Below are 26,232 nucleotides of genomic sequence, written 5' to 3'. Positions count from 1 at the left end.
ATCTTGAGCACTTCGCGCCGGTGCCTCCTGCTCAAGATCGACAGCCTTCGCGATCTTGAGCAGGAGGCACCGGATTTCCGCAGCTCAGCGCACAAGGAGGGGCAGGAATTCGATCTTGTGCGCTCGGCTCCGGCGTCGAGTCCACAAGATCGGGCACTGACCCGGGCCCCGGCCGTACTCGTGACGGCATTGGCCGGGCAGGGAGGATCAATGGTGGTACTGGTGGACTGCCGCATGACCTTTGCCTCGAGCGATCAGCCACCGGTTGACCGGCACGGTCAGCACGAAGGCGACCGCCAGCGCGAACGCGAGCGACGCCCAGAACAGCGCGTTGCCCAAGCCGGCCTCCATGGCCCCGGGAACGGCGACCATGACCGCGTTGTCGACGATCTCCATGACGGCGATCGATACCGTGTCCGCTGCGAGCGCCACCTTGAGTGCCGTGCGGATGTCGATCCCGGAACGCAGCAGAGGCCGCATGGTCAGCGCATAGCCGAAGACGAACGCCAGCGCGATCGCCAGAGCCACGGTGGCTGCCGTGGGCCAGCCCAGCGCGCTGCCGATCACCATGCCGAGCACCTCGCCGATGGCGCAGCCGGTGAGGCAGTGCAGTGTCGCCCTCATCGCCGTCCGCCACGACTTCCCGTGTACTTCGTGATGCGCATGGTCGTTCATGTCCGTACCTCCTTCGCTCCCCAATATACCCCCGGGGGGTATACAGGTGAAGTGACGGTGGTCTCCGGATGGGGCGTTCTCCCGTCTTCAGGCAGTGGGTTCCGCAGCTTGCCGGCCTGGTCCGAGAGTTGTCGATCATCCGTACGAAAAAGCTGGCGGCGCGGGGTGCCAAAGGTTGCGTTTTTGTCGGAGGGGGGTGTTAGTCTCTGCAGTAGTTAGAACGGATGTTCGAAAGGGTGTTCGTTCTGCTCCGGGAGCGTGTTTCGCGGCGCGCCTCCCGGGTGCGGCGCCCGCGAAGTGCCGCACGCGTGGTCCGGGCATTCGCGGGTCCGGGCCCGTTCAAAGGCAGGCCGTCGCTCGCCGCCCCCGACCCCCGGTGGCGGGCGACGGACCCGCCGGCGGTGCCGGCCGGGTGTGGTGTGGGGAAGCTTCACGCCCGGCCGGCTTGCCGCTCGGCGACCCGAGTGGTCGCCCGCCGGGGCTCCGGCCGCCCGTTGGAGCTCCGGTTCCGGCTTCGGCCGGCAGGCAGGCTGCGTCTTCCTCCGCGGCGATCGATCCGGCCACCACGCCGGATGCGGAACAGGTGAGGAGAAACGACGATGGCGAGCACCACGGCCCCGGGCCTCACAACGGCTCCCGGTCCCGCTCTCGGCCCTATGCGGTCTGCGGCTGCCCCACCCCCGGGTGCACCCTGCCCCGCTTCCGGCTCGACACTCCCTGTTCCCGGCCCATCCCGGGCCAGTGCCGGCGTGCCCTCCGCCCCGGCCTCCACTGCTGCCGGCCCGGCTCCCATCGTGGCTCGGTCCGCTTCGGTCCCGGCTGTCGCGGGCCCAGCCGCCTCTGTTGTCGATTCGGCTTCCGGTCCAGCGTTGACTGATGCCGCCCCTGCCCTCGTTCCCGTGCAGCCTGCCGCCGGCCCGGCCTTGGCCCCAGCGCAACCCGCTGTCGGCCCGGCTCTCGGTCCATCGCAACCTGCCGGCGGCTCGGTGGCGCGGTCTGCCAGCGATTTGGCTTTCGACTCTGCGCGGTCTGCTGGCGGTGCGGCTTCCGGCCCTGTGAGGCCTGCCGGCGGTGCGGCTCCCGATTCCGCGGGGCCTGCCGCCGATGCGGCTCCCGGTCTCGTGGGGTCTGCCGGCGGTGTGACTTCCGGGCAGGGCCGGTCCGGTGGGGGTGCCCGGGCGGAGGCGCCGACGGTTCCGGCGCACATGCTGCCGCACCGGACTCCGGCTCAGCTGCTGACGATCGCCCGCGAGGGTTTGAGCGAGGCGGCACGTACTGCTCCCGACGGTCTGCGTTATGCGACCGCGCACATGGCCGCCCTGCGCGCGGCCGCGGCTCTGTTGGCTGCGCGGGCCCGGCCGTCGGCTCGCGGCAGTAGTCGCCGGGCCAAGGCGACAAGTGTCTGGTCGTTGCTCGTCATGGTGGCTCCGGAGTTCGGCGACTGGGCCGGCTATTTCGCCCTCGGCGCCGGCAAGCGCGCCGCCGCCGAAGCGGGCATCCCCCACGTGGTGAGCGCCCGCGAAGCCGACGACCTGTTGCGCGCCGCCGAGCAGTTCGTGGCGGTCGCCGAGTCCTCCCTCGGGTTCTCCTACCAGCCACCGCTAGCGGCATGAGCACCCCATCGGCGCTCCTCGCCGTTCCGCACGCCTGCCCCGCCTCTCGGTCTCTGGCGGATGCCGTCAGGCGGCGTTCGTGTCAGCCGTCCACCCGTCGGATCGGTAGGGGTCTGAGCCCGCCGACCCCAGGCAGAGCCTTGAGCCGTCTGCCTACTCCGTGGTTCCGGGGGTCTGGTCGGCCTGCTCCCTGGCCTCGGTGAGCCGTTCGATCTGTTCCTTGGCTTCGAGGCGGGCTGGGCGGTCCGATCGTTGGTTCCAGCGGGCCGGTTGACCTGCTTCTTGACTTCGGTGGTCGGTTGATCTGATCACCGGGTCCCGTGAGCCGTTTGCCCTGTTCCTGGGCTGCTCGGCCTGTTCTTGGCTTCGGGGCCGGGCCGGCCGATCCGCTCCTAGGTCCCGGTGGGTTGGTTGACCTGTTCCTCGGTTCGGCGAGCAGCTCGAACGGAGCGGGGTTGAACCGGCTTTGAACCGACTGAGGGGCTGGCTCTCCCCGTTAGTTGATCTTGATTCGTGCCGCGTGGCCGGTTCGGGAGGGTGATGCCTTCTAGGTATTCGTGGGGGTTGAGGCCTGTCGGGTGGCGCGGGGATTCGGGGGCGGTCCATTTCGGGGCTGGTCAGGTAGCCGGCTGATTGGAGGTCGGCGGGCTGGGCTGGCCGGGTGACTGGTGATCGGGCGGTGTGCGTGGCAGGGCCGGCCGTGGTGGTGCTTGGTGGGGGTCCGTCGCGTGACTGGGGTTGCCGTTCGGTGGCGCTTGACGGGGAGCAACAGAGCGGGGCTTGACGTGGCTGGGCGCATGATCAATGGTGCGGCCGCCCTCGCGGAGATGGTCCGGACGGCCACCGGGACCGGTGCGCCGGACATGGACCGGATGCTGCCGGTGGCGGCCGAGTTGAGCGGGCTGCTGCCGGGACGCGGTTTGCGCCGGGGCAGCACCGTCGCGGTCGCGGGCGCACAGACGTTCACGAGCGGGCAGACGTTCGTGAACGGACGGACGGTCACGGGCGAGCAGACGTTCGCGAGCGAGCAGACACGGGCGGGCGGGCGGAGGGTCGCGGGCGGGCAAGTGGGCACGGGTGCGCGGATGTTCGCCGGTGGGCAGACGGGCGGGGGTGGGCAGGCGTTTGCGGGTGGGCAGACGGGATCGGGCGGGCGCGTACCGGCAGGTGACCGTGCGTCTGCGGACCCGCGGGAGTTTGCGGGTGGGGGAGCGGCAGCGGGTGGTCGGGCCTCTGAAGTAGGGCGGTCGGCTGCGGGTGGTCGCCTGTCCGGGGTGGGGCCGGCACCGGTGGGTGGCCGGGCGTTCGCGGGTGGGAGAGACGGCCGTGGGTTCGCTGAGAGGCAGTCGCCGGCTGTGGGCGGGCCGGCGTACCCGGCGGAGCGGGGCATGCCGGCCGGTGGGGGCACGTCGCTGATGCTGGCGTTGCTGGCCGCGGCGTCGCGGAGTGGATCCTGGTGTGCGGTGGTCGGTGTGCCCTCGCTCGGGGCGCTCGCGGCGGCCGAGAGCGGGATCGTGCTGGAACGGCTCGCGCTCGTTCCGGACCCCGGGCCGGACTGGCCCACCGTGGTGGCCGCGTTGATCGACGGGGTGGACGTGGTGGTCGCCGCGGTTCCCGGGCCGGTGCCGGCGTCGATCGTCAGCAGGTTGGCGGCGCGGGCCCGGCAGCGGGGCAGTGTGCTCGTGCCGCTCGGGGACTGGGCCGGGGCGGATGTGACCCTGCAGGTCGGTAAGGGCCGCTGGGACGGTCTGGGTTCCGGGACCGGCCGGCTGCGTCGCCGTGAGGTCACCGTGGTGGCCCGCGGGCGAGGGGCCGCTGCCCGGCCACGGGAGATCACGATGTGGATGCCGGGTGTCACGGTCCGTCCCTTCGCCGTCCCGCCCGCTCCTCCGAGATCCGATGACCCCACCCCGCGCCGTTCTGCCCGCGCGGCCGGAGAGCCCCTCGGGCGCGAGAGGGCTCGGGCGGACCAGGTGGTGGTGGAGGGCGGCGTGGCGCGGGCGGACCAGGTGGTGTGGGAGGACGGCGTAGCGCGGGCGGGCCGGGCGGTGGGGGAGAGCGGCGTCGTGGCGCGGGCTCTTGAGGGCCGGGAGGGGGCGTAGTGGAAGCGGCGGTTCGTACGTTGCTGGTCTGGTGTCCGGACTGGCCGGTGGTGGCGGCGGAGATCGTGGCGGGGGTGGCGGCTTCCGAGCCGGTGGCGGTGATGTTCGGGAACCGGGTGCTGGCCTGTTCGGAGGCGGCGCGGCGGGAAGGGGTGCGCCGGGGGCTGCGGCGGCGGGAGGCACAGGGGCGGTGTCCGCAGCTGATCGTCGTCGAGCACGATCCGGGGCGGGACGCGCGGGCCTTCGAACCGGTGGTGGCGGCCGTCGAGGAGGTCGTGGCCGGGGTGGAGGTGCTGCGGCCGGGAGTGTGTGCGGCGGCGGTGCGCGGGCCGGCGCGGTACTTCGGCGGGGAGGAGGCGGCGGCCGAACGGATCGTCGAGCAGGTCGCGCTCGCCTGTGCGGTGGAGTGCCAGATCGGGATCGCCGACGGGGTGTTCGCGGCGGGTATCGCGGCGCGGACCGGGCGGGTGGTGGAGGCGGGGAGGAGCGGGGAGTTTCTGTACGGCGTACCCGTGGAAGCTCTGGAGGAACCGCAACTGACGGACCTCCTGAAGCGGCTCGGCATCAAGACCCTCGGGGAGTTCGCGGCGTTGCCGGCGGGGGATGTGCTGACCCGGTTCGGGTTCGAGGGGGCGCTCGCGCACCGGCTGGCGTCGGGAGCCGACCATCGGCCGCTCGCGGTGCGCAGGCCGCCGCCGGATCTGGCGGTCGAGGAGACATACGACGAGGCGCTGGAACGGGTGGACGTGGCGGCGTTCGCGGGGCGGGCGCTGGCCGAACGGCTGCACGACCGGCTCGCCGCGCACGGGCTGGCCTGCACCCGGCTCGGCATCGAGGCGGTCACGGCGGACGGCCAGGAGCTGTTCCGGGTGTGGCGGCACGACGGGCTGCTGACCGCCGCGGCGATCGCCGAGCGGGTGCGCTGGCAGCTGGACGGGTGGCTGACCGGGGCGCGGCGTGGTGGCCCGGCGCGGCCGACGGCCGGGCTGGTGCGGTTGCGGCTGGTGCCGGACGGGGTGCTCGCCCATGCGGGACTGCAGGCGGGGTTGTGGGGGGAGACCGGCGACGAGCGGGAGCGGGCCCATCGGGCGTTCAGCCGGGTGCAGGGCCTGCTCGGGCCGGAAGCCGTGCTGATACCGGTGATCGGCGGCGGGCGGTCGGCGGACGACCAGGTGCGGCTCGTGCCGTGGGGTGACGAGCGCGAGCCGGAGCGCCCGGCGGCCCCGCACCCGGATCCGATTCCCGGGGTCGAGACCGTCCCGGTTCTCGACAAGGCGACCGGGCCACCGCTGCGCCTGGCCTGGCCGGCGGAGAGGAGCCGGCCCCACCACGGACTGACGCTGGTCAACGGCCTGGCCGGCGCCGGCGGTCCGGAGACGGGGGAGGAGCGGGGAAGGGAGCGGAAGAAACCGCTGCCGCCGTGGCCGGGACGGCTGCCGAGGCCGTCGCCGGCGATCGTGCTGGAGCATCCGCTGCCGGCGGCGGTGTTCGACGAGGCGGGGCAGCCGGTCGGGGTCAGTGCCCGGCTGGAGCTGTCCGGCGCCCCGGCGACGCTGCGGATCGACCGGCGCCGGCCGGTGGCGATCACCGGCTGGGCCGGGCCATGGCCGGTCGACGAGCGCTGGTGGACGGCCCGGGAGTCCCGCCGCCGGGCCCGTTTCCAGATGCTCCTGGAGGACGGCCGGGCGCTGCTGATGTCCCTTTCCGGCGGCCAGTGGATGGTCGAGGCGATCTATGACTGACGGGGAACGTAGTGGGATTCAATAATCCGGATGTGCCGTGGGGCCGGCTGGAGGCCGCGCTGAGCGGCAAGGCGGTCGTCGATCCGCTGACGGTGGACGGGGACGGCGGTGACTCCCCGGCCTGGTCCCGCAAGCGGGAGCCGTACCGGGCCGCGCCCGGGCTGGTGCGGGCCGAGAGCCGGGTGGAGTACGCGGAGCTGCACTGCCACACCAACTTCAGCTTCCTGGACGGCGCGAGCCATCCGGAGGAGCTGGCCGAGGAGGCGGCCCGGCTCGGGCTGACCGGGCTTGCGGTCACCGACCATGACGGGTTGTACGGCGTGGTCCGCTTCTCCCAGGCCGCCCGCGAGCTGCGGCTTCCCACCGTCTTCGGCGCCGAGTTGTCGCTGGGCCTGACCCGTCCGCGCAGTGGCGAGCCGGATCCGGAGGGCCCGCACCTGCTGGCCCTGGCGCACGGCCACGAGGGGTACGCCCGGCTGGCCCGGGTGATCTCCGAGGCGCAGCTGCGCGGCGGGGAGAAGGGCCGCCCCGACTACGGCAGCCTGGAGCAGGTCGCCGAGCTGCTGCGGGATCACGTCCTGGTGCTGACCGGCTGCCGGAAGGGCACGGTTCCGCTCGCGCTGACCACGCACGGGCCGGAACGGGCGGCGTACGAGCTGGATCGCCTGATCGACGGTTTCGGCGCCCCGAACGTGGTGGTGGAGCTGACCGATCACGGCGACCCGTACGACGGCGACCGTAACGACGCTCTCTTCGACCTGGCCCGGAGCCGCCGGCTGGAGGTGGTGGCCACCAACAACGCGCACTACGCGACCCCGGGCCGCCGCCGTCTGGCGACCGCCCTGGCCGCGGTCCGGGCCCGGCGCAGCCTGGACGAGATGGACGGCTGGCTGCCCGCGGCCGGGGGCGCCCATCTGCGCAGCGGCGAGGAGATGGCCCGCCGTTTCGCCGGGTACCCGGGCGCCGTGGCGAACGCCGCGATGTACGGCAGGGACCTCGCGTTCAGTCTCGACCTGGTCGCGCCGAAGCTGCCGGACTATCCGGTGCCGCCGGGCCACACCGAGATGAGCTGGCTGCGGGAGCTGACGATGCGGGGCGCCCGGCAGCGGTACGGCGTGGATCATCCCCGGGCGTACGAGCAGATCGAGCACGAGCTGCGGATGATCGAGGAGCTGGGCTTCCCCGGCTACTTCCTGGTCGTCTACGACATCGTCCAGTTCTGCAAGGAGGCGAACATCTACTGCCAGGGCCGCGGTTCGGCGGCCAACTCGGCGGTCTGTTACGCGCTCTGGATCACCAACGTCGACGCGGTCAAGCACCGGCTGCTCTTCGAGCGGTTCCTCACCCCGGAACGGGACGGCCCGCCGGACATCGACGTCGACATCGAGTCGGACCGGCGGGAGGAGGTCATCCAGCACGTCTACCGCAAGTACGGCAGGGAGCACACCGCCCAGGTCGCCAACGTGATCTCCTACCGGCCCCGGTCGGCGGTGCGGGACATGGCGCGGGCGCTCGGGTTCTCGCCGGGCCAGCAGGACGCCTGGAGCAAGCAGATCGACCGCTGGGGTGACGTGGCGGAGGCCGAGGACATCCCGGAGAGCGTGATCCAGGCCGCCAACGAGGTGCAGGACTTCCCCCGCCACCTGGGCATCCACTCCGGCGGCATGGTCATCTGCGACCGCCCGATCATCGAGGTCTGCCCGGTGGAGTGGGGGCGGATGCCGGGCCGCACCGTCCTGCAGTGGGACAAGGACGACTGCGCCGCCGTCGACCTGGTCAAGTTCGACCTGCTCGGGCTGGGGATGCTGTCGGCGCTGCACTACGCGTACGACCTGATCGAGGACGAACTCGACATCGGGACGATGCCGCTGGACGACGAGGAGGTCTACGCGATGCTGTGCCGGGCCGACTCGGTCGGGGTGTTCCAGGTGGAGAGCCGCGCGCAGATGGCCACGCTGCCCCGGCTCAAGCCCCGCGAGTTCTATGACCTGGTCATCGAGGTGGCGCTGATCCGGCCGGGGCCGATCCAGGGCGGTTCGGTTCACCCGTACATCCGCCGCAAGAACGGTCTGGAGAAACCGGATGTGCCGCATCCCCTGATGAAGAACGCCCTGGCCAAGACCCTCGGGGTGCCGCTCTTCCAGGAGCAGCTGATGCAGCTGGCGATCGACGTCGCCGGGTTCGATCCGGCGGAGGCGGACCAGTTGCGGCGCGCGATGGGCTCGAAACGGTCCATGGAGAAGATGGAGAGGATCAGAAAGCGACTGTACGAGGGGATGGCCGCGAACGGGATCACCGGGAAACTGGCCGATGATCTCTTCGTCAAGCTGTCCGCGTTCGCCAGTTACGGCTTCCCGGAGAGCCACGCGATGAGCTTCGCCTACCTGGTGTACGCGAGCGCCTGGCTCAAGCGGTACCACCCGGCGGCGTTCTGCGCGGCGCTGCTCAACGCGCAGCCGATGGGTTTCTACTCGCCGCAGACCCTGGTCGACGACGCGCGGCGGCACGGCGTCGAGGTCAGGCGGCCGGACATCAACCTCAGTGACGCGATGGCGACGCTGGAGACCACGCCGGCGAGCCGGCACAAGAGCGAGGCAGGCGAGCCTCCGCAGGCGTGGGGCCTGGGCGGTCCGGCGGTGCGGCAGGGGCTTTCCCGCATCCGTACGATCGGCGCCGAACTGGCCGGGAAGATCGAGCGGGAACGCCGTACCCATGGTCCTTATCGGTCGATGACGGATCTCGCCCGGCGTACCGGATGCTCCACCGCCCACCTGGAAGCCCTCGCCACCGCCGACGCCTTCGCGAGTTTCGGCCTGTCCCGCCGTGAGGCGCTGTGGGCCGCGGGCGCCGCCGCCCAGGACAAACCGGACCGCCTGCCGGGCACCGTGACCGGCACCGAGGCGCCCACCCTGCCCGGCATGAGCGACCTGGACGTGCTGGTCTCCGACGTGTGGGCGACGGGCCTGTCACCGGAGACGCATCCCGCCCGGTTCCTGCGCGCGGAGCTGGACCGGGCCGGGGCGCTGACGATCGCGCGGCTGGCCGACGTGGAGGCCGGCACCCGGGTGCGGGTCGGCGGGATCGTGACCCACCGGCAGCGCCCGGCGACGGCGGGCGGGGTCACCTTCGTGAACCTGGAGGACGAGACCGGGATGCTGAACGTGACCTGCTCGGCGGGGTTGTGGGTGCGGTACCGGCGGGTGGCGCGCAGCAGTGCGGCGCTGCTGGTGCGCGGGCGCCTGGAGAAGGTGGCGGGCGTGCTGAACCTGGTCGCCGACCGGCTCGACGCCGTCACGCCACCAGTTGCCACGACTTCTCGTGATTTCCGGTGACATGCACCTTTAGCACGATAGGGTGCACTCCGAAGTCATCCGGGGGTGCCTCATGATCCATACGATGATCGGTCTCGCCGCGGCGTTGGCGCTGGTACCAGGGCCTGCCGTGGCCGACTCGTCGCTCACGCTCACGTATGAGGCGAAGGCGGTGAAACTGACCTGCAACCCGCCCGGCGGCGGCCATCCCAAGGCCGACCAGGCCTGCGCGACCCTGCGCGGCAGCGGCGGCAACCCGGCGAAGCTGAAAGCCGGCGACGCCATGTGCATGATGCTCTACCAGCCGGTCACCGCCAAGGTGAAGGGCACCTGGCAGGGCAAGCGGGTCAAGTGGGAACGCACCTACGGCAACAGTTGCGAGATGACCCGCGCGACCGGGGTGCTGTTCCAGTTCTGACTCGACAGTCTCGCTAGGCTGCTGGACGTGGAAACTTCTGCGCGTACCGGCCGCCCGCACGTCACGGCCCGCACCGCCGCGGTCTGGGCGGTGCTCCGCCGCGAGCTGGAGCGGCAGGGCCGCGAGCTGACCGTTCTCGACGTCGGCGGCGGCACCGGCGGGTTCGCGGTGCCGCTCGCCGAGGACGGCCACACCGTCACCGTGATCGACGCCAGCCCCGACGCGCTCGCCGCGCTCACCCGCCGCGCCGCCGACGCCGGGGTCGCCGACCGGGTCCGGGCCGTGCAGGGCGACGGCGACGCGCTCGCCGCCCTCGTCGAACCGGCCAGCGCCGACCTGATCCTCTGCCACTCCGTCCTCGAGGTCGTCGACGACCCGGAGCGGGTGGTCTCCGCGATCGCGGCCGCGCTGCGTCCCGGCGGCGCCGTCAGCGTGCTGGTCGCCGGCCGGGCCGCGGCAGTGCTGGGCCGGGCCGTCAACGGCCATCTGCGGGCGGCGGCCGCCCTGGTCACCGACCCGGCCGGCCGGGCCGGGCCGCGGGACACCCTGCTGCGCCGCTACGACGACGCCACGGCCAGCGGTCTGCTCACGGCTGCCGGGCTCGAGGTCGAGGAGACCCACGGCGTACGGGTGATCGCCGACCTGCTGCCCGCCACCGTCCTCGAGGAGGACCCGCAGGCGGTCCTCGAGCTGGAGCTGGAACTGAGCAGCCGGGCGCCGTTCCGGGACGTGGCCTCGCAGTTGCACCTGTTCGCGCGGCGCGCCGAGGACCTTCATACCGGCTCCTTCAGCGGAGGCGTCCCGGGCCGGTCATGACCGGGGCCTCTCCCGCTGCCGAGCCCGCCTTCCCTCCTGCCGGGGTGCCGGCGGATGGGCTGCCGGACGAGGCGTTCCGGGTGGTGGCGCCGGCCTACGGCTCGGGGAGTCTCGCGGACCTGCTGCCCAGCGTGTGCGCGGTGCTCGGGGTGCCGGGGGCGGTGGACGTGCTCGGGCTCACCGAGGCGCTCGACGGCGTGGACCGGGTCGGGGTGCTGCTGGTGGACGGCCTCGGGGCGTACCAGTTGCCCACGGCCGCGCCGTACGCGCCGATCCTGGCCGGTCTCGCCGCCGGCTCCCGTACCCTGACCGCCGGTTTTCCGTCGACCACCCCGGTCAGCCTGGTCACCGTCGGCACCGGGGTCCCGCCGGGGGCGCACGGCGTCCTCGGATTCACCGTGCGCCGGCCGGACGGCAGGGTGCTCAACCACATCGCCTGGGGTGACGACCCGGACCCGTACCTCTGGCAGCCGAAACCCACCACCCTGGAGACCGCCGCGGCCGCCGGTGTGCCGGTCACCGTGGTCAGCCGGGGCCTCTACCAGGGCACCGGGCTCAGCGTCGCGGCCAACCGGGGCGGCCGGTACCACATCGCCGACGACGGCCCGGCCGTCGCCGACGGGATGCTGGCGGCCCTGCGTGCCGGGCCCGGCCTGGTCTACGGCTACCACCCGGACCTGGACAAGGCCGGCCACGAGGACGGGGTGTGCTCCCCGCTCTGGCAGGCCGCGGCCCGCGGCGTCGACGACATCCTGGACCGGATCGTGCACGGGCTCCCGCCCGGCGCCGCGCTCCTGGTGATCGCCGACCACGGTCAGCTCAACGTCCCCGCCGAGGGCCGGTACGACGTGGCCGCGCTCGGCCCCGGCGTGATCGGGGTGGCCGGCGAGCCCCGGGCCCGCTACCTGTACGTCGCGGACGGCGCCCGGGACGACGTCCTGGCGAACTGCCGGGCCGTGCTCGGTGCGGACGCCGCCGTGCTGAGCCGGGACGAGGCGATCGCCGAGGGATGGTACGGCCCGATGGCCCCCGCACACGCCGGCCGGATCGGCGACGTGGTGATCATCTGCCGGAACCGGGCGGTCGTGGTGGCGCCGGTCTGGGAACCGGAGCGGGCCGGCCAGCTGGTCGCATACCACGGTTCGGTCACCGCCGCCGAGATGACCGTCCCGCTGTTGATCGCCCGGGCGGATCTCTGAGAGAGAACCTGGTCGATTTGTGCGCCTTACGGCAACAGCTTTTCGGATCATGTGTTGAGGCAGGTCACAGGCCGTGATCAGGGCCACACGCTGCCGTGACGGACGCGTTGTGCGACCGGATGATCGGTCTTTTGGGACGAACCGATCTTACGGACATGGAAAATCACCCGCACTCGGCGGTCGTCCCGCTTTCCGACCCGCCAACCCGCTCGTAGACTTGCGTGATAAGGCAGCCGACGGCTGCCCCGCATCATCACACCTGCACCACCCCGACCCCACTACGGGGCCGGACATGCGCCCGGGGAGGAATGCCGTGCCGCTCTCGGAGCACGAGCAGCGGCTGTTCGATCAGATCGAGCGGTCGCTTGCCGAGGACCCCAAGTTCGCCTCGGCTGTGCGGGCCAGCGACCCGCGTTTCCACGCACGGCGCCGGCTCCTCATCGCCGCGTTCGTGATCGTCCTTGGTCTGGCCATCGTCGTCTACGGGGCGATGAGTCAGAACCCGCCGCTTGGCGTGGCCGGTTTCGTCGTCATGCTCGGCTCGGCCGCCTTCGCGATGCAGTCGCGGCGCCGGGTCCAGGCCCCCGACCTGAAATCGGTCGGCGGCACGGCGTCCCGCCGCACCCGCCAGAGCAGCCGCAAGAGCGGCGGTTTCCTCGATCGTCTCGAGGACCGGTGGCGCCAGCGCCCGGAGGGACATCGCTGACCCAGCGAGCCGGCCGTCGGCCGGCTCCCGACGAACGGCGGCCGCCACCCGGCCGCCGTCGTCATTCCCTGCCCACCGCGCGTCCCGCCCCACCCGAGCCGTCGCTCCGCCCTCTCACCGCAGCCCGATAACCGCCCTCCCCAACGGCCGGCGTAGCCGTTCGGTCGTGGGCCGTCGTGGCGGCCGGTTTCCGCAGCCCGATAACCGCCCTGGCCGACGGCTGGCGTAGCGGTTTCGTTGGTGAGCCGTCGCTGGGGCCGGTTTCGGCGGGCCGATAGCCGTTGTGGCCGACGGCTGGCGTAGCCGTTTGGTGGTGGGCCGTCGTTGCGGCCGGTTATCGCGGGTCGGTAGGCGCTGTGGGCGACGGCTGGCGTAGCCGTTGGGTGGTGGGCCGTCGCTGGGGCCGGTTTCGGCGGGCCGATAGCCGCTCTCACCGACGGCTGGCGACCTTTCGGCCGTGAGTCGTCGCGCTACGGAGGGCTGATAGCCGCGCCGGCGGGCTCAGCGATGCGGCGGCGAGAGGATCCGGCGGGTAAGCGAAGGCGCCGCCCTCCGACGGAGGACGGCGCCCGAATCGCTCAGCGGGAGCGGGTCAGCAGCCGGCGAGGGTTGAAGCGGGTCAGGGTCTCGGCGACCCGGCTGAGGCGCTCCGCCGTCCGCGTGGACCACTCGGCCAGACCGAGGCGCCAACTGAGCAGCACCGACGGTGGCAGCAGAAGAGCCTGCATCCGGGTCCGGAACGTCGCCGTCTCGGCCATGCCCGACCGGACCCGGCCCAGTGCCGTCGTCAGCTCGGCGCCCTGCATCGGCTGCCGCGCGTACCGGGCCCGTTCCTCGGCGGTGCCCAGCAGGGTCGCCGCCTCGGCCGGGTCGCCGGTCAGCGACGACTCGCGGATCAGCCGCTGGGCGGTCACCCGGGGCGTCTCCGTCGGGTCCACCGGCACCCGGAAGTCGACCATGCAGTCGATCAACTCGTCCCACGCGGCGTGCGCGTCCTCCCGGGCCTGACCGGACTCGGCGGTGACCGTGATCTCGGTGCCCGTCGCGCCCCCGTCGGCCGACAGCACAGCGGGCGCCCGGGGGACAGTGGCGGCGTGTCTGCGGCGTCGCAGCAGCATCCGCCGCAGGGCCGGGATCAGCAGCAACGCGATGACCAGGGCGACCCCGACGGCGATCAGCAGACCGGTCCACGAGGTCTCCTCGGCGACGGCTCCACCGGTGCCGCCGGCGGCGGCGTTGTTCTCCGCCGGGTCGGGCCGGCCGACCTGGCCGGGCCGGGCCGAGGAATTGGCGCCCGGAACTCCGGCCCCGGCCGAGGCCGAGGCGGCCGGTTCGACCCGGTCGACGTCCGGCGCCCAGGCGGAGCGGGCGTTGCCGGCGACCCCGGCGGATGGGGTGGCGTCGAACGGCACCCAGCCGAAGCCCTGGAAGTAGACCTCGGTCCAGGCGTGCGCGTTGCGGTTGCTGATCTGGTAGACGCCCTTGGCCCCGTCGACTGCCGTGCCGCGGGTGAACCCGAACGCCACCCGGGCCGGGATGCCGGCGGCCCGCACCATCCAGGCCATCGCCGCCGCGTACTGCTGGCAGTAGCCGATCCGGTTGGTGAGGAACTGGGAGATCTCCGAGGCCGTCCCGTTGCTCTTGGCGTTCAGGTCGTACGAGAATCCGTTCTCCTTGGAGAAGAAGTTGTAGATCGCTCGTACCTTGTCGTAGTCGTTGGTCTTGCCGGCGGTCAGCTTGATGACCTCGGCGTTGACGTTCGCGTCACCGGGCGTGGTGGTGTACGCCCGCAGCGGGTCGCCGGACTCCAGCGACGGCGCCCGCCGCAGCAGGGCGGGCGGGTAACTGGCCCGCTGGTAGGTGAAGGTGTACGTCTGCCCGCGAGTGGTGGTCTGCCCGGAGAAGAGCACCTGCTGGTTCTGGTCGTACGACCACGCGCCGCCCAGATCCTGGACATCGGTGGTGTACGAGTACAGCGGCGCCATCGTCTGCTGCAGGTTGTTGGAGATCTCCACCGTCGCGGTGTACTGCGCGTACTCCGCGTTGCCGGTGGCCTCCAGCCGCCGCGGGTCGGGCAGCCCCTGGCTGGCCGAGTTCCCCTTCGGCGCCTGGTGCCCGAACCCGCTCGTGGTGAGCACGTCCGCCACCCCGAACCGCAGATAGAACGGCTCCGGCTCGTTGGTGGTGACCTTGAGCAGCGGGACCGTGCTGGTGTGGGTGAGCTGGCCGCTGAGCGACGCGAACAGGTTGATCCGCCCGCCCCCGCCGCCACCCGGGCCGCCGCCGGGCCCGGCGCCGCTCTGGGTGAGCTGGGTGAGCAGGCCGCCGGTCACGGTCGGCACGGCCAGCGGCAGCGTCACCGCGACCAGCACGCCGACCACGCCGATCCGCCGGCCGGCGGTGGCCAGCGGCGACGGCTCCCAGACGTCCACGTCGCGCCCGTCGCCGGTGAACCGGCGGCCGAAACGGCGTACCCGGTCGACGTTGTCGGCGACCAGCAGCCACATGAACCCGGCGGCGCCGATGACGAACGGCAGCGGGGGAACGCTGTCCAGGTAGACCGCGACCGGGATGGAGTAGATGGCGAGCATCGGCAGCCCGGCGAGGGCCGGCCGGCGGAACACCGCGGTCAGCAGGTCGACGGCGATGGCGACCACGCCGACGCCGAGGACCGCGACGAAGAGCAGGCCTTCCCGGTCCGGGACGGGCACGCCGTACGTCCGGGTGTCCTGCCCGGCCTGCCGGATCAGGTCCGCGAAGTGGGCGAAGGTGTCCGGCTGCGGGATGATGAACTCCCCGCCGCTCGGGAAGATCCAGGTCAGCGCGAGGACCAGGCCGAACACCATGCCGAGCGCCTGCGCCCAGGTGGGGAGGCGGAAGGTGCGGGCGGCCACCGCGGCGCCCTCGATCAGCACCACGGTGAGCAGGCACTCCATCAGCCAGGTCCACGTGCTGAAGATCGACGACAGGGGTGCCGCGGCCAGCAGGGTCGCGGTCGCGGCCACCAGGCCGAGGCGGCGCCGGCCGGTCATCGGATCACCCCGCTCACGGTCTCGGCCATCGCGGCGCGGTAGGCGAAGCCCTGCGAGCCGCGGGCCACGCTGGGCCACAGCGCCGGCAGGGTGTCCCCGTGCGTGACCGGCACCGATTTCCAGCCGCCGCGGACCAGGGCCAGCGACGCGGCAGCGTGCTCCCGGTCGGGTTCCGCGCCGGTCGTGGCCGGCACCCAGGTGGTGCTGTCGATGGCGAAGCCGATGCAGGTCGCGCCGTTGCCGCGCAGGCCGCCGAGCAGTTCCGCCTCGGCCACCGTGAGGGTGCCGAACAGGCCGATCACCAGGCCGCCGTCGTTGCGCCGGCGAACGTGCTCGACCAGCACCGAGATGTCCCCGCTCTGTTCGGTCTTCACATCGGCCAGGGTGTCCAGGATCAGGCCCTCCCCACCGGTCTCGGAGGCGTCGATGTCGATGCCGGTGCCGGTGACGAGCCGCAGCTTGTAACCGGCCTCCCGCAGGTGGACCGCGATGCTGGCGGCCGCCGAGACGGCCCACTCGAAGCTGGCGGTCGGGCCCTCGCCGCGGTGCGCGTAGACCCGGGTGTCCAGCACCACGGTGGCCCGGCTCTCCCAGGGCTGTTCCTCGCGGCGCACCATCAGCTCCCCGGTGCGCGCGGTGGACCGCCAGTGCACCCGGCGCAGGTCGTCGCCGCGCCGGTACTCACGGGTGGCCGCGTCGTCCTCGCCGTGCACCGCCACCGAACGGGCGCGGCTCTCGCCGGTGCCGGCGTACTCCCCGGCCAGGCGCACCCGGGGGAGCGGGGTGACCTGCGGGATCACGGTGAGCCGGTCGACGCTGGGGAACGACCGGGTCAGCTCGCACAGCCCGAACGGATCGGTGAGCCGGACCATGAGGGGGCCGATCGGGTACCGGCCGCGGACGTCGGCACGGACCGTGTACGCCACCGAGCTGGCCTGTTGTGCGCCGAGCCGCTCCAGCACCACCCGGGGGCGGCTGCCCAGCGCGTACGGCAGGCGGTCCTCCAGCAGCATGGTGCCGGTGGGCAGCCGGGACAGGTTCTGCAGGCGCAGGATGACCCGCGCGCTGGAACCGACCGGCGCCCGGCCCGGCTCCAGCGACCGGGTGCACGCCAGCTTGTACCGGCTGCGGCCGACGTACCACGCGGCGAGCAGCGGGAGGACGGCCAGGAGCACCGCCACCCGCAGCAGGTCGCGCTCGCCGAGGATCAGCGCCGAGACCGCGGCGGCGATCGCCGCGGCCAGGAACGAGCGGCCGCGCGTGGTGAGTCCCCGCAGCGCCTCCCGCATGCTCACCGCCCCCGGGACTCGAACGAGGCGCGGCCGTCACGGGTGTCGTAGGGGTTCCGGCTCCGGTCGTGCGGCAGCGGCAGCCGGTGCACGATCTCGGAGACGATGGCGTCCGTGGTGCGCCGGTTGAGCTGGGCGTCCGCGGTCGGGATGAGGCGGTGCGCGAGGACCGGCACGGCGAGCGCCTGCAGGTCGTCGGGGAGCACGTAGTCCCGGCCCTCCAGGGCGGCCACGGCCTTGGCGGTGCGCAGCAGCTGGAGGGTGGACCGGGGCGAGGCGCCGAGGCGGATCTCCGGGGCCTCCCGGGTCGCGGTGACCAGGGCGATCGCGTACTGCTGGACGGCGTCGGCGGCGTGCACCGCGCGGGCCGTCTCGATCAGCCGGCGGACCAGCGCGGCGTCGGCGACGGCCCGCAGATCGTTCAGCGGGTCGTGGTCGCCGTGACCGGTGAGCATGGCCAGCTCGGCCCGCGGGTCGGGGTAACCCATCGCGATCCGGGCGGTGAACCGGTCCCGCTGCGCCTCGGGCAGCGGGTAGGTGCCCTCCATCTCGATGGGGTTCTGGGTGGCCACGACCATGAACGGCGCCTGCAGCTCATAGGTCGTGCCGTCGACGGTGACCTGCCGCTCCTCCATGCACTCCAGGAGAGCGGACTGGGTCTTCGGCGAAGCCCGGTTGATCTCGTCGCCGACCACCAGGTTGGCGAAGACGGCGCCCGGCTTGAACTCGAAGTCGCGCGTCTCCTGGTTGTAGACGCTGACCCCGGTCACATCGCTGGGCAGCAGGTCGGGCGTGAACTGGATGCGCCGCACCGAACAGTCGATCGAGCGGGCGAGGGCCTTGGCGAGTTTCGTCTTGCCGACGCCCGGCACGTCCTCGATCAGCAGGTGGCCCTCGGCGATCAGAACCGCGATCGCCAGCCGCACCGTCGCGCTCTTGCCCTCGATGACCTGCTCGATGTTGGCCATGATGGCTTGCGTCGCGGCGCGGAACTCGGCGCTCGTCAGCGGTCCTGACGGCTCACCCCAGGTCGGCGTTGTCACGGGCCTCCTCCAAAACGTGTCTACCCCCGTAGGGCGGAGATCACCCACCGTCAAGGGGCACCGTAAGGTAGCGGGCGCCCAGCGGCCGTGGGCCTCCGGCGCTCGCCGCCCGTCCCCACAGGTTATCCCTGTACATACGTCTTGCCGAAAGGCCTGTTCGGGGCCCTGTTGATAACGGCGAGGGGGGAATAGGGACGAACTCGTGCCATCCGCCATCCCAGGCTGGTCGCCTGTGGACAGCCGGGAGTATGTCACGCGCCCGCCATACCGGTCGCCGTCCGTGACGGGCGGGGAGTATCATGCATCGCATGGCTCGGTCTGTTCTGCTCCTTAGCCGGCCGTGCTGATTCGCTGACCCAGCGGACCAGGCACGGCAACCCCTCCTGCGCGAGGGGCTTTTTTATGCCCTCTGCACGGCCTGTACATGAAAAAGACGAGACGTAGACGAGATGGTGAAGATGAGCGAGACCGAGACCCCGCCGTTCCGTTACACCGCCGCCCTGGCTGACGAGATCGAACTGCGCTGGCAGGACTTCTGGGACTCCAACGGGACGTTCCACGCGCCCAACCCGGTCGGCGAGCTGGCCGATCCCACCCACCCCCGGGCCGGCGCCCCCAAGCTGCACGTCCAGGACATGTTCCCGTACCCGTCCGGCGCCGGCCTGCACGTCGGGCACCCGCTGGGCTACATCGGCACCGACTGCTACACCCGCTTCCAGCGGATGGCCGGCTTCAACGTGCTGCACCCGATGGGCTTCGACGCGTTCGGCCTGCCCGCCGAGCAGTACGCGGTGCAGACCGGCACCCACCCGGCGGTCACCACCGCGGCGAACGTCGAGCGGTACCGGCAGCAGCTGCGCCGGCTGGGTCTGGCGTACGACGAGCGCCGTTCCTTCTCGACCACCGACCCGGACTACTACCGCTGGACCCAGTGGATCTTCCTGCAGGTCTTCAACTCCTGGTTCGACCCGTCGGTGCAGAAGGCCCGGCCGATCCAGGAGCTGATCGACGCGTACGAGTCCGGCGCCCGTGGCCCGGAGTGGGCCGGTCTGTCCGCCACCGAGAAGCGCAAGGTGATCGACGGGCACCGCCTGGCGTACGTGTCCGAGGCCCCGGTCAACTGGTGCCCCGGCCTGGGCACCGTGCTGGCCAACGAGGAGGTCACCCCGGACGGCCGGTCCGAGCGCGGCAACTACCCGGTCTTCCAGCGCAGCCTGAAGCAGTGGATGATGCGGATCACCGCGTACGGCGACCGCCTGGTCGAGGACCTGGACGCGCTGGACTGGCCGGAGCCGGTCAAGCTGATGCAGCGCAACTGGATCGGCCGCTCCAAGGGTGCGCATGTTGATTTTTCCGTTAATTCGGACAAAATCACCGTGTTCACCACTCGGCCCGACACCCTGTTCGGTGCGACCTACATGGTGCTGGCCCCCGAGCACGAGCTGGTGACCAGGATCGTTCCCGCCGCGTGGCCCGCCGGCACCCACGCGGTGTGGACGGGCGGGGCCGGGACCCCGGCCGAGGCTGTCGCGGCCTACCAAGCGAAAGCGGCCGCGAAGACCGAGGAGGAGCGCACCGCCGACGGCAAGGCCAAGACCGGCGTCTTCACCGGCGCGTACGCGATCAACCCGGTCAACGGTGAAGAAGTACCGGTGTTCATCGCCGACTACGTGCTGGCCGGTTACGGCACCGGCGCGATCATGGCGGTGCCCGGCCACGACGTGCGCGACTTCGAGTTCGCCACGGTGTTCGAGCTGCCGATCGTCCGTACCATCGCCACCCCGGACGGCTTCGAGGGCGCCTACGTCGGCGACGGCGAGGTGATCAACTCGGGCTTCCTGAACGGGAAGAACAAGGACGACGCCAAGGCCGCGATGATCGCCTGGCTGGAGGAGAACGGCAAGGGCGCCGGCGCCACCACCTACCGGCTGCGGGACTGGCTGTTCAGCCGCCAGCGGTACTGGGGCGAGCCGTTCCCGATCGTCTACGACGAGACCGGCCTGCCGATCGCGCTGCCCGAGTCGATGCTGCCGGTCGAGCTGCCGGACGTCGACGACTTCTCGCCGCGCACCTTCGACCCGGACGACGCGGACTCCGAGCCGGAGACCCCGCTGTCCCGCAAGAAGGACTGGGTGCAGGTCGAGCTGGACCTGGGCGACGGGCCGAAGACGTACACCCGCGAGACCAACACCATGCCCCAGTGGGCCGGATCCTGCTGGTACGAGCTGCGTTACCTGGACCCGGAGAACCAGAAGTTCCTGGTCGACCCGGAGAACGAGGCGTACTGGATGGGGCCCCGCTCCGAGGGCGACGCCGGTGGCGTCGACCTGTACGTCGGCGGTGTCGAGCACGCCGTCCTGCACCTGCTGTACGCCCGCTTCTGGCACAAGGTCCTGTTCGACCTGGGTCACGTCTCGTCCTTCGAGCCGTTCAAGAAGCTGTTCAACCAGGGCTACATCCAGGCGTACGCGTTCCGCGACGACCGTGGCGTGATCGTGCCGGCCGAGGAGGTCGTCGAGCGCGACGGCAAGTGGTACCACGGTGACCAGCAGGTCAACCGGGAGTACGGCAAGATGGGCAAGTCGCTGAAGAACGTCGTCACCCCGGACGAGATGTGCGAGCAGTACGGCGCCGACACGTTCCGGGTGTACGAGATGGCGATGGGCCCGCTGGACGTCTCCCGCCCCTGGGAGACCCGCGCTGTCGTCGGCTCCCAGCGGTTCCTGCAGCGCGTCTGGCGTCTGGTGATCGACGAGGAGACCGGCGCCGTCCGGGTCGGTGACGAGCCGCTGGACCCGAAGACCCGGAAGATCCTGCACAAGGTCATCGCCGGGGTCCGGGAGGACATGGCCGAGCTGCGGTTCAACACCGCGATCGCCAAGCTGATCGAGCTGACGAACGCGCTGACCCCGCTGCCGGTCGCCGCCCGCGAGGCGGTCGAGCCGCTGGTGCTGATGCTGTCCCCGTTCGCCCCGCACATGGCCGAGGAGCTGTGGGGCAAGCTGGGCCACGAGGGCACGCTGGCGTACGTGGACTTCCCCGTCGCCGACCCGGCCCAGCTGGTCGCCGACGCGATCACCTACCCGGTGCAGGTCAACGGCAAGGTCCGCGGCCGGGTCGAGGTCTCCCCGGACACCGCCGAGGCGGACGTACGGGCGGCCGCGCTGGCCGAGGTCGCCGAGGCGCTGGCCGGCCGCGAGCCGAAGAAGGTCATCGTGGTCAAGGGCCGCCTGGTCAGCGTCGTCGTCTGACCCACCCACGGCGAACGGCCCGTCGCGACTCCTCGCGGCGGGCCGTTTCTCGCGGTTTTGACCGTGGTTGCGGTCAGAGCAGCTTGCGGCGTACGGGGAAAGCTTTAAGCGGTCTTCAGCCCGTCGCGGCGGGACGTGTGGCGCCAGCGGAGGATGATCGCGGTGGAGAGGGCGAAACTGACCAGCGCGGGCACCAGGGTCAGGAAGTTCATCTCGCCGGGCGCGACCACCGCGGCGCCGATCACCGCGTAGGTGACCGTGGACGGGATCGCGGCGATCGTAGTGCCGAGCAGGTAACGCTTGCGGCACACGCTGGTGGTCCCGTACGCATAGCCGACCAGCCCGAACGGGGCCAGCGGCAGGAACCGGACCAGCAGCACGGCGGCCAGGCCCCGGCGGTTGAGCCAGCCGTCGAGCCGGGCCAGGCGGCTGCCGGCACGGGCCTGAAGGGCGCCCCGGCCGGCCCAGCGGCCCGCGTAGTAGGTGGCGACCGCGGCGATCACCGCGGCGGCCAGCGCGGCCGTGCCACCGGTCAGCGGGCCCAGCAGGGCGCCGCAGGACATCGTGATCAGGGTGCGCGGGACCAGCACCGACAGCAGCATCCCGCCCATCACCGCGACCGCGAAGACGGCGCTCGGGCCCATCGTCGAGAGGGTCTCGGCGATGTCGCGCAGCGGCAGCACCGCCGACACGCCGGCGAGCGCGGCCACCCCGGCGGCCAGCAGCCCGAACCGGACCAGACGCTTGCGCCAGCCGGAGCGGTCGGCCTTGTCAACGGCCTGAGAGTCCACGGAGTCGAGGCCCCGCGGGGCGTTCAGGGAGTCGATCATGCAGGCCTACCGCCTCGGCTTTCTCGTCGGGTCAGGTCAGGGTCATGCGCATCACGCCGCCGGGGTCGCGGCGGTGAGACGCTCGCTCCGCAGCCGCTCGGACCACGAATCGTCGAGAGGCTGAAGCCTATCCGCGCCCGTCGACCAGCGCAGTAGCAGATCGGCTATCGCTGGGTTGCGAGCCAGCGCCGGGCCGTGCGAGTAGGTGCCGAGGATCTTGCCGGCCCACGCGCCCTCGGTCTGGCCGTCGTTGCCGATGCCGCCGGTCACCCGGGCCAGCGGCGCGGCGTGCTGGCCGACGTGGGTCCGGCCGCCGTGGTTCTCGAAGCCGGTCAGCGGGGGCAGACCGAGCCGGGGGTCGATGTCACCGCGCAGCTCGCCGACCGCTCGCGTCTCGCCCCGGTCGGAGGAGATGTCGAGCAGGCCGAGACCGGCGCACTTGGCCCCCTTCGCGTAGAACGAGTGACCGAGCAACTGGTAACCCGCGCAGATGGAAAGGATCGCGGCGCCCCGGGCGACGGCCTCGTGCAGGCCGCGGTCGGCGATCAGGCGCTGGGCGGCGAGCGCCTGCGGACCGTCCTCGCCGCCGCCGATCAGGTAGATGTCGGCGCCGTTGGGCATCTTCTGGTCGGAACGGATCTCGTAGGTCTCCACCGGGATGCCGCGGTCGGCGGCCCGGCGGGCCAGGATGAGCATGTTGCCGCGGTCGCCGTACGTGGAGAGCAGATCGGGGTAGATCCACACGATCCGCAGGGCCTCAGTTGACACGGTCCAACTCCGCTCGGATGTCCTGGAACGCCGTGTAGTTGGCGATCACTTCGAGGCGGCCGGGCGGCACGGCGGCCAGCGCCTCGTCGAAACTGGTCACGTGCCGGAACGGCACCTGGTTCACCTGCAGGCGTACGGCCAGGTCGTACGCCCGGTCGCCGGTGATCAGCACCGGCCGGTCGCGCAGCGGCGAGAAGTCCACGTCGTAGAGCCACGACGTGTCCAGGCCGTCGGGGTCCCGGGCGTTGATCGAGAGCAGTGTCGGCGCCTGGTCGGCCATGTCGAAGGCCTCCAGCCAGCTCGCCGGGTTCTTCGCCAGCAGCAGCCGGATGTTGCGGCCGTCCTTGTCGACCTGCGCGTACCGCCCGGCGATCGACGCCACCCGGGCCAGCCGGGGGAGCGCCTCGATCGGGCGGACCCCGAACTCGCCGGCCACGGCCAGCGCGGTCGCGGCGTTACCGATGTTGACCTTGCCGGGTAGCTGCAGCTTGACCAGGTGCCAGTCGCCGCGCGGGTCGATCACGCCCTCGTCCTCGACCACCCACTGCGGGCGGGGCCGGCGCAGCGGGCAGCCGGTGCACCACCACTCACCCTGGGCGCGCTCGATCGGGTGGCCGCTCTCCGGGCAGACGAACGAGTCGTCGAGCCAGCGCTGGCCGGCGCTGAACCAGGTGATCTGCGGGCTGGCCGAGGCCGCCCACACCACCATCGGGTCGTCGGCGTTGGCCACCACCTTGATCTCCGGGTGGCCGGCGAGCGCGGTCTTCCACAGCTGCGCCATCATCGCCACCTCCTTGGCCCGGTCGAGCTGGTCCCGGGACAGGTTCAGCAGCGCCACCACCTTGGGGCGGGTGGCGTCGATCACCTGGGCCAGGTAGTGCTCGTCCACCTCGAGGACCGCGAACGGGGTGTGTCCCTCCCGCGCCAGGGCCGAGGTGTGGCCGGTCGGCATGTTGGCGCCGAACGAGTTGGTGGCGACCCGGCCGAGCACGCCGACGGCGGCCGCGGTGAGCCGGGTCGTCGTGGTCTTGCCGTTGGTCCCGGAGACGAGCGCCACAGCGCGCCCGGACGCGAGATGGGTCAGGAGGTCAGGGTCGATCTTGAGGCCGATCCAGCCGCCGATCACCGAGCCGTCGCCGCGGCCCGCGGCCCTGGAGAGCGCCGCAGCGGTCTTCGACACGGAGGTCGCGACCTTGGCGATGAGAGGCATCTTCCCGTCCGTCACGCCAGCGAGGGTACCGGAAGCGAACGTTACGTCGCGTTGCCAGACGGTCAAGATCACGAGGCGTACGGCGATTTTCCCGCTGGTTTCCCAGTTCGGGCGTTTCGGGCAAGGTCGCGGGTGAGCCGCCGACTTTTTATGTGTTCTGATTCACCCGTAACCTTCTGCGGAGAGTATTCGATCATGCGCGACGGGTAATGGCATTTGTCTCGTGGAGGTAACAAACTGGACAGTAACAACTGTGCCAATCACTCTGGGTGATCAGGACGGGGCTGACGATCATGGCCGGATTCAGGTAGCAAGGATTCGCCGGCGGCACTCCGCCTGCCGGCCGCACCGGATCGGTTCACGCCGAGCCCTGCCCCGGGCCGGTCGGTGCGACACCGCAGCAGCAAGCCAGACCACAAGGCATTCGGGGGCAGGGACGGGGGACCCAACACCGGTCTCTCCCCGCACCACCGCTCCGGTGGCGCACCGGGAGAAACCTTGGGGTGAAGCCGCCCACCCGCGGCCGGGCAAGCCTTCCCGCCCGAACCCGACAGCTAACCTCGCAGGCGTGCCGGAGGGAACTCTCTACCGTGCACGGACATCGTTCGAGCCGTCCTCGCCACCGCCGCCCGTCCACCATGGGCCCCGGCACCGCCGTCCTCTCGCTGGGGCTGTGCCTCTGCGCCGGGCAGCTGTTCACCTCGTCGCCCGCCGCCGCTGCGGCCGCCGCCCCGGTGAAAGCCACCGCAGTCCCGGTCGCCCAGGCCGCGGCCGTCGCGAAGGTCACGCCGAAGCAGACCGTCTACACCGCCTCGCGCAACATCCCCTGGGGCTCCACCCTCAAGGTCACCACGAAGGTGATCAACCCGAAAACCGGCAAGATCGCCAAGGGCAACGTCAGCTTCCAGGCCTACACCAACGGCGCGTGGCGCACCTGGAGCACCAAGGCGTCCACCAACGGCTGGGTGACCTTCACCGTCAAGCCGACCTCCAACGTGCTGTTCCGGACCCTCTTCTTCGGCTCCGGGTACAACTGGAGGCTCAGCCCCAACACCAAGGTCACGGTGCGGGCCAGCGGCGCCAAGGTCCTCGCCGAGGCGAAGCGGCACAAGGGCGCGCTCTACCTGTACGGCTCGGCCGGCCCCAACCGTTTCGACTGCTCCGGCTTCACCAAGTACGTCTACAAGAAGGCGGCCGGCAAGAACCTGCCGCACAAGGCGAACTCGCAGCAGAGCTACGGCAAGAGCATCGCCAAGGGCCAGAAGCAGATCGGTGACCTGATCATCTTCCGGAACGGGTCGTACGGCTACCACGCCGGGATCTACGCCGGCAACGGCTACATCTACGACTCGCCGCACACCGGCGCCCGGGTCGGCCTGCACAAGATCTGGAACAACAACTACGTCGTACGCCGTCTGGTCGCCTGACGATCCTCGTCGGCGCTGCCCTGGCCGGGTGAGCGTGACCGCGTAGTAAGTAAGGAACAGCAACGCCGCTGAGGGGCGTGACCCGATCCCGGGGTCACGCCCCTCAGGCGTCTCCGCGCCCGCCCATCCGGTCTCCCCGCCTTCCGGAACAGCGGGCGCCGCGAAATGCCCGTTTCCAGGCGAGCCGATCGGGCGGCGTCGCTGTCCGGCTGGCGCTCAGGGCTGTCTCGCGCCGCGCGAGACAGCCCTGAGAGCCAGCCGCGCAAGATCCGCCGGCCGGCGGACCGGTTCGGGAGGCCGTCGGGTCCGCCGTGGTCTTGCGCTCTCGGGTCCTCCCTGCCGATCGCCCGTCTTCGGCCGTGCGGCAGTTCTCCCGTGGGTGCGTCGCCTCGCTTCTGCTGAGCCCTCACCTACCTTCCGGAGGTTGCTCGTCTCGCCGGGTTCCGTGTCGCCTCCCGGCGGGCCGCTGTGGTCCTCCACCTCTCCTCGCGGCTCTCCACCTCTCTCCTCGCGGCCCTCCACCTCTCTCCCCGGGTGGCCGCCACTTCCTTCCCGGGCGGCCTCCACCTCTCTCCACGGGCGGCCTCCACTTCCCTCCCCGGGGATCCCCCACTTCCCTCCACGGGAGGTCTTCACTTCCTCGGCCGGTGGCTGTATGGGGGTTCAGGGCGGGTGTAGAGGGCGCTCCCGGAGGCGGTTTGCGACCGCGAGTGCTCGATGTCGGAAACCGGACCAAGTGGATCTTGATAGCTCCCTCCACTCGGCTCCACCGCCTTTGAACAGGGCTAACGTCCGCGAAA

16 protein-coding genes, 1 pseudogene and 1 riboswitch are annotated in these 26,232 nt (G+C 71.7%); of the genes and pseudogenes, 10 read left to right on the top strand and 7 right to left on the bottom strand.

Annotation, left to right across the window (positions count from 1 at the left end; translation table 11 throughout):
- Positions 1-207: 207 nt before the first annotated feature.
- Entirely contained in the window at positions 208-675 is a 468-nt protein-coding gene (locus tag ACZ3II_RS20115) for a DUF4396 domain-containing protein (protein ID WP_465519180.1), read from the bottom strand.
- Positions 676-1,880: 1,205 nt separating this feature from the next.
- On the opposite strand from ACZ3II_RS20115, the gene ACZ3II_RS20110 reads away from it, so the two are divergent.
- The 8 genes and pseudogenes from ACZ3II_RS20110 to ACZ3II_RS20075 all read left to right on the top strand — a co-directional run bounded on the left by ACZ3II_RS20110 (position 1,881) and on the right by ACZ3II_RS20075 (position 12,582).
- Entirely contained in the window at positions 1,881-2,288 is a 408-nt protein-coding gene (locus tag ACZ3II_RS20110; RefSeq protein ID WP_465519397.1) for an SAV_6107 family HEPN domain-containing protein, read from the top strand.
- Between the two features lie 1,085 nt (positions 2,289-3,373).
- Positions 3,374-4,141: pseudogene (locus ACZ3II_RS20105) on the top strand (hypothetical protein); the annotation flags it as partial.
- A gap of 248 nt (positions 4,142-4,389) precedes the next feature.
- Positions 4,390-6,132, top strand: coding sequence for a DNA polymerase Y family protein (locus ACZ3II_RS20100; RefSeq protein WP_465519179.1), 1,743 nt, complete (start codon positions 4,390-4,392; stop codon positions 6,130-6,132).
- 11 nt (positions 6,133-6,143) lie between these two features.
- Positions 6,144-9,464: an error-prone DNA polymerase gene (locus ACZ3II_RS20095; protein WP_465519178.1), complete on the top strand. Its 3,321-nt coding sequence runs from the start codon at positions 6,144-6,146 to the stop codon at positions 9,462-9,464.
- A 64-nt stretch (positions 9,465-9,528) separates the two neighbouring features.
- Positions 9,529-9,861 (top strand): SSI family serine proteinase inhibitor, encoded by a 333-nt coding sequence (locus ACZ3II_RS20090; protein WP_465519177.1) that lies wholly within the window; start codon positions 9,529-9,531, stop codon positions 9,859-9,861.
- 27 nt (positions 9,862-9,888) lie between these two features.
- Positions 9,889-10,677: a methyltransferase domain-containing protein gene (locus ACZ3II_RS20085; protein WP_465519176.1), complete on the top strand. Its 789-nt coding sequence runs from the start codon at positions 9,889-9,891 to the stop codon at positions 10,675-10,677.
- Positions 10,674-11,876 (top strand): alkaline phosphatase family protein, encoded by a 1,203-nt coding sequence (locus ACZ3II_RS20080; protein ID WP_465519175.1) that lies wholly within the window; start codon positions 10,674-10,676, stop codon positions 11,874-11,876. The genes ACZ3II_RS20085 and ACZ3II_RS20080 overlap by 4 nt, the downstream gene beginning before the upstream one ends.
- A 313-nt stretch (positions 11,877-12,189) precedes the next feature.
- Entirely contained in the window at positions 12,190-12,582 is a 393-nt protein-coding gene (locus ACZ3II_RS20075) for a DUF3040 domain-containing protein (protein WP_465519174.1), read from the top strand.
- 578 nt (positions 12,583-13,160) lie between these two features.
- On the opposite strand, the gene ACZ3II_RS20070 is transcribed toward ACZ3II_RS20075, so the two are convergent.
- The 3 genes from ACZ3II_RS20070 to ACZ3II_RS20060 are packed head-to-tail and all read right to left on the bottom strand — an operon-like array spanning position 13,161 to position 17,946.
- Positions 13,161-15,614 carry a transglutaminase TgpA family protein gene (locus ACZ3II_RS20070; RefSeq protein ID WP_465519173.1) on the bottom strand — a complete coding sequence of 818 codons (2,454 nt, stop codon included), beginning with the start codon at positions 15,612-15,614 and terminating at the stop codon, positions 13,161-13,163.
- Positions 15,611-16,903 (bottom strand): DUF58 domain-containing protein, encoded by a 1,293-nt coding sequence (locus ACZ3II_RS20065; RefSeq protein WP_465519396.1) that lies wholly within the window; start codon positions 16,901-16,903, stop codon positions 15,611-15,613. Before ACZ3II_RS20065 ends, ACZ3II_RS20070 begins: the two co-directional genes overlap by 4 nt.
- Positions 16,904-16,905: 2 nt before the next feature.
- Complete coding sequence (locus tag ACZ3II_RS20060) at positions 16,906-17,946, bottom strand: AAA family ATPase (protein ID WP_465519172.1); 1,041 nt, start codon at positions 17,944-17,946, stop codon at positions 16,906-16,908.
- 449 nt (positions 17,947-18,395) lie between these two features.
- Here ACZ3II_RS20060 and leuS point away from each other — a divergent pair, with 449 nt between their 5' ends.
- Positions 18,396-21,197, top strand: coding sequence for a leucine--tRNA ligase (gene leuS, locus ACZ3II_RS20055; RefSeq protein ID WP_465519171.1), 2,802 nt, complete (start codon positions 18,396-18,398; stop codon positions 21,195-21,197).
- A gap of 104 nt (positions 21,198-21,301) precedes the next feature.
- Here leuS and ACZ3II_RS20050 read toward each other — a convergent pair whose 3' ends face one another.
- From ACZ3II_RS20050 to ACZ3II_RS20040, 3 genes are read right to left on the bottom strand one after another with little or no spacing between them, the layout of a single operon-like run.
- Positions 21,302-22,027, bottom strand: a complete 726-nt coding sequence (locus tag ACZ3II_RS20050; protein WP_465519170.1) for a TVP38/TMEM64 family protein — start codon at positions 22,025-22,027, stop codon at positions 21,302-21,304.
- A 51-nt stretch (positions 22,028-22,078) separates the two neighbouring features.
- The gene (locus tag ACZ3II_RS20045; RefSeq protein WP_465519169.1) at positions 22,079-22,795 is read right to left on the bottom strand and encodes a type 1 glutamine amidotransferase; all 717 of its coding nucleotides are present in this window, start codon (positions 22,793-22,795) and stop codon (positions 22,079-22,081) included.
- Positions 22,785-24,005 (bottom strand): MurT ligase domain-containing protein, encoded by a 1,221-nt coding sequence (locus ACZ3II_RS20040; protein ID WP_465519395.1) that lies wholly within the window; start codon positions 24,003-24,005, stop codon positions 22,785-22,787. The genes ACZ3II_RS20045 and ACZ3II_RS20040 overlap by 11 nt, the downstream gene beginning before the upstream one ends.
- 396 nt (positions 24,006-24,401) lie before the next feature.
- Positions 24,402-24,589: riboswitch (cyclic di-AMP (ydaO/yuaA leader) on the top strand.
- Positions 24,590-24,643: 54 nt separating this feature from the next.
- On the opposite strand from ACZ3II_RS20040, the gene ACZ3II_RS20035 reads away from it, so the two are divergent.
- Positions 24,644-25,432: a C40 family peptidase gene (locus tag ACZ3II_RS20035; protein ID WP_465519168.1), complete on the top strand. Its 789-nt coding sequence runs from the start codon at positions 24,644-24,646 to the stop codon at positions 25,430-25,432.
- Positions 25,433-26,232: the final 800 nt, after the last annotated feature.

It is taken from the genome of Actinoplanes sp. NPDC019969 (assembly GCF_055562375.1).
Note: the sequence above shows the minus strand (reverse complement) of the source record. Positions and strands in the feature narration are given on the sequence as shown.

Bases quoted from the DNA above. Each gene is read 5' to 3' on its own strand.
- ACZ3II_RS20080 (WP_465519175.1), top strand. From the start codon at position 10,674: ATGACCGGGGCCTCTCCCGCTGCCGAGCCCGCCTTCCCTCCTGCCGGG.
- ACZ3II_RS20040 (WP_465519395.1), bottom strand. From the start codon at position 24,005: ATGCCTCTCATCGCCAAGGTCGCGACCTCCGTGTCGAAGACCGCTGCG.
- leuS (WP_465519171.1), top strand. From the start codon at position 18,396: ATGGTGAAGATGAGCGAGACCGAGACCCCGCCGTTCCGTTACACCGCC.
- ACZ3II_RS20070 (WP_465519173.1), bottom strand. From the start codon at position 15,614: ATGACCGGCCGGCGCCGCCTCGGCCTGGTGGCCGCGACCGCGACCCTG.
- ACZ3II_RS20110 (WP_465519397.1), top strand. From the start codon at position 1,881: ATGCTGCCGCACCGGACTCCGGCTCAGCTGCTGACGATCGCCCGCGAG.
- ACZ3II_RS20065 (WP_465519396.1), bottom strand. From the start codon at position 16,903: ATGCGGGAGGCGCTGCGGGGACTCACCACGCGCGGCCGCTCGTTCCTG.
- ACZ3II_RS20090 (WP_465519177.1), top strand. From the start codon at position 9,529: ATGATCGGTCTCGCCGCGGCGTTGGCGCTGGTACCAGGGCCTGCCGTG.
- ACZ3II_RS20115 (WP_465519180.1), bottom strand. From the start codon at position 675: ATGAACGACCATGCGCATCACGAAGTACACGGGAAGTCGTGGCGGACG.
- ACZ3II_RS20050 (WP_465519170.1), bottom strand. From the start codon at position 22,027: ATGATCGACTCCCTGAACGCCCCGCGGGGCCTCGACTCCGTGGACTCT.
- ACZ3II_RS20035 (WP_465519168.1), top strand. From the start codon at position 24,644: ATGGGCCCCGGCACCGCCGTCCTCTCGCTGGGGCTGTGCCTCTGCGCC.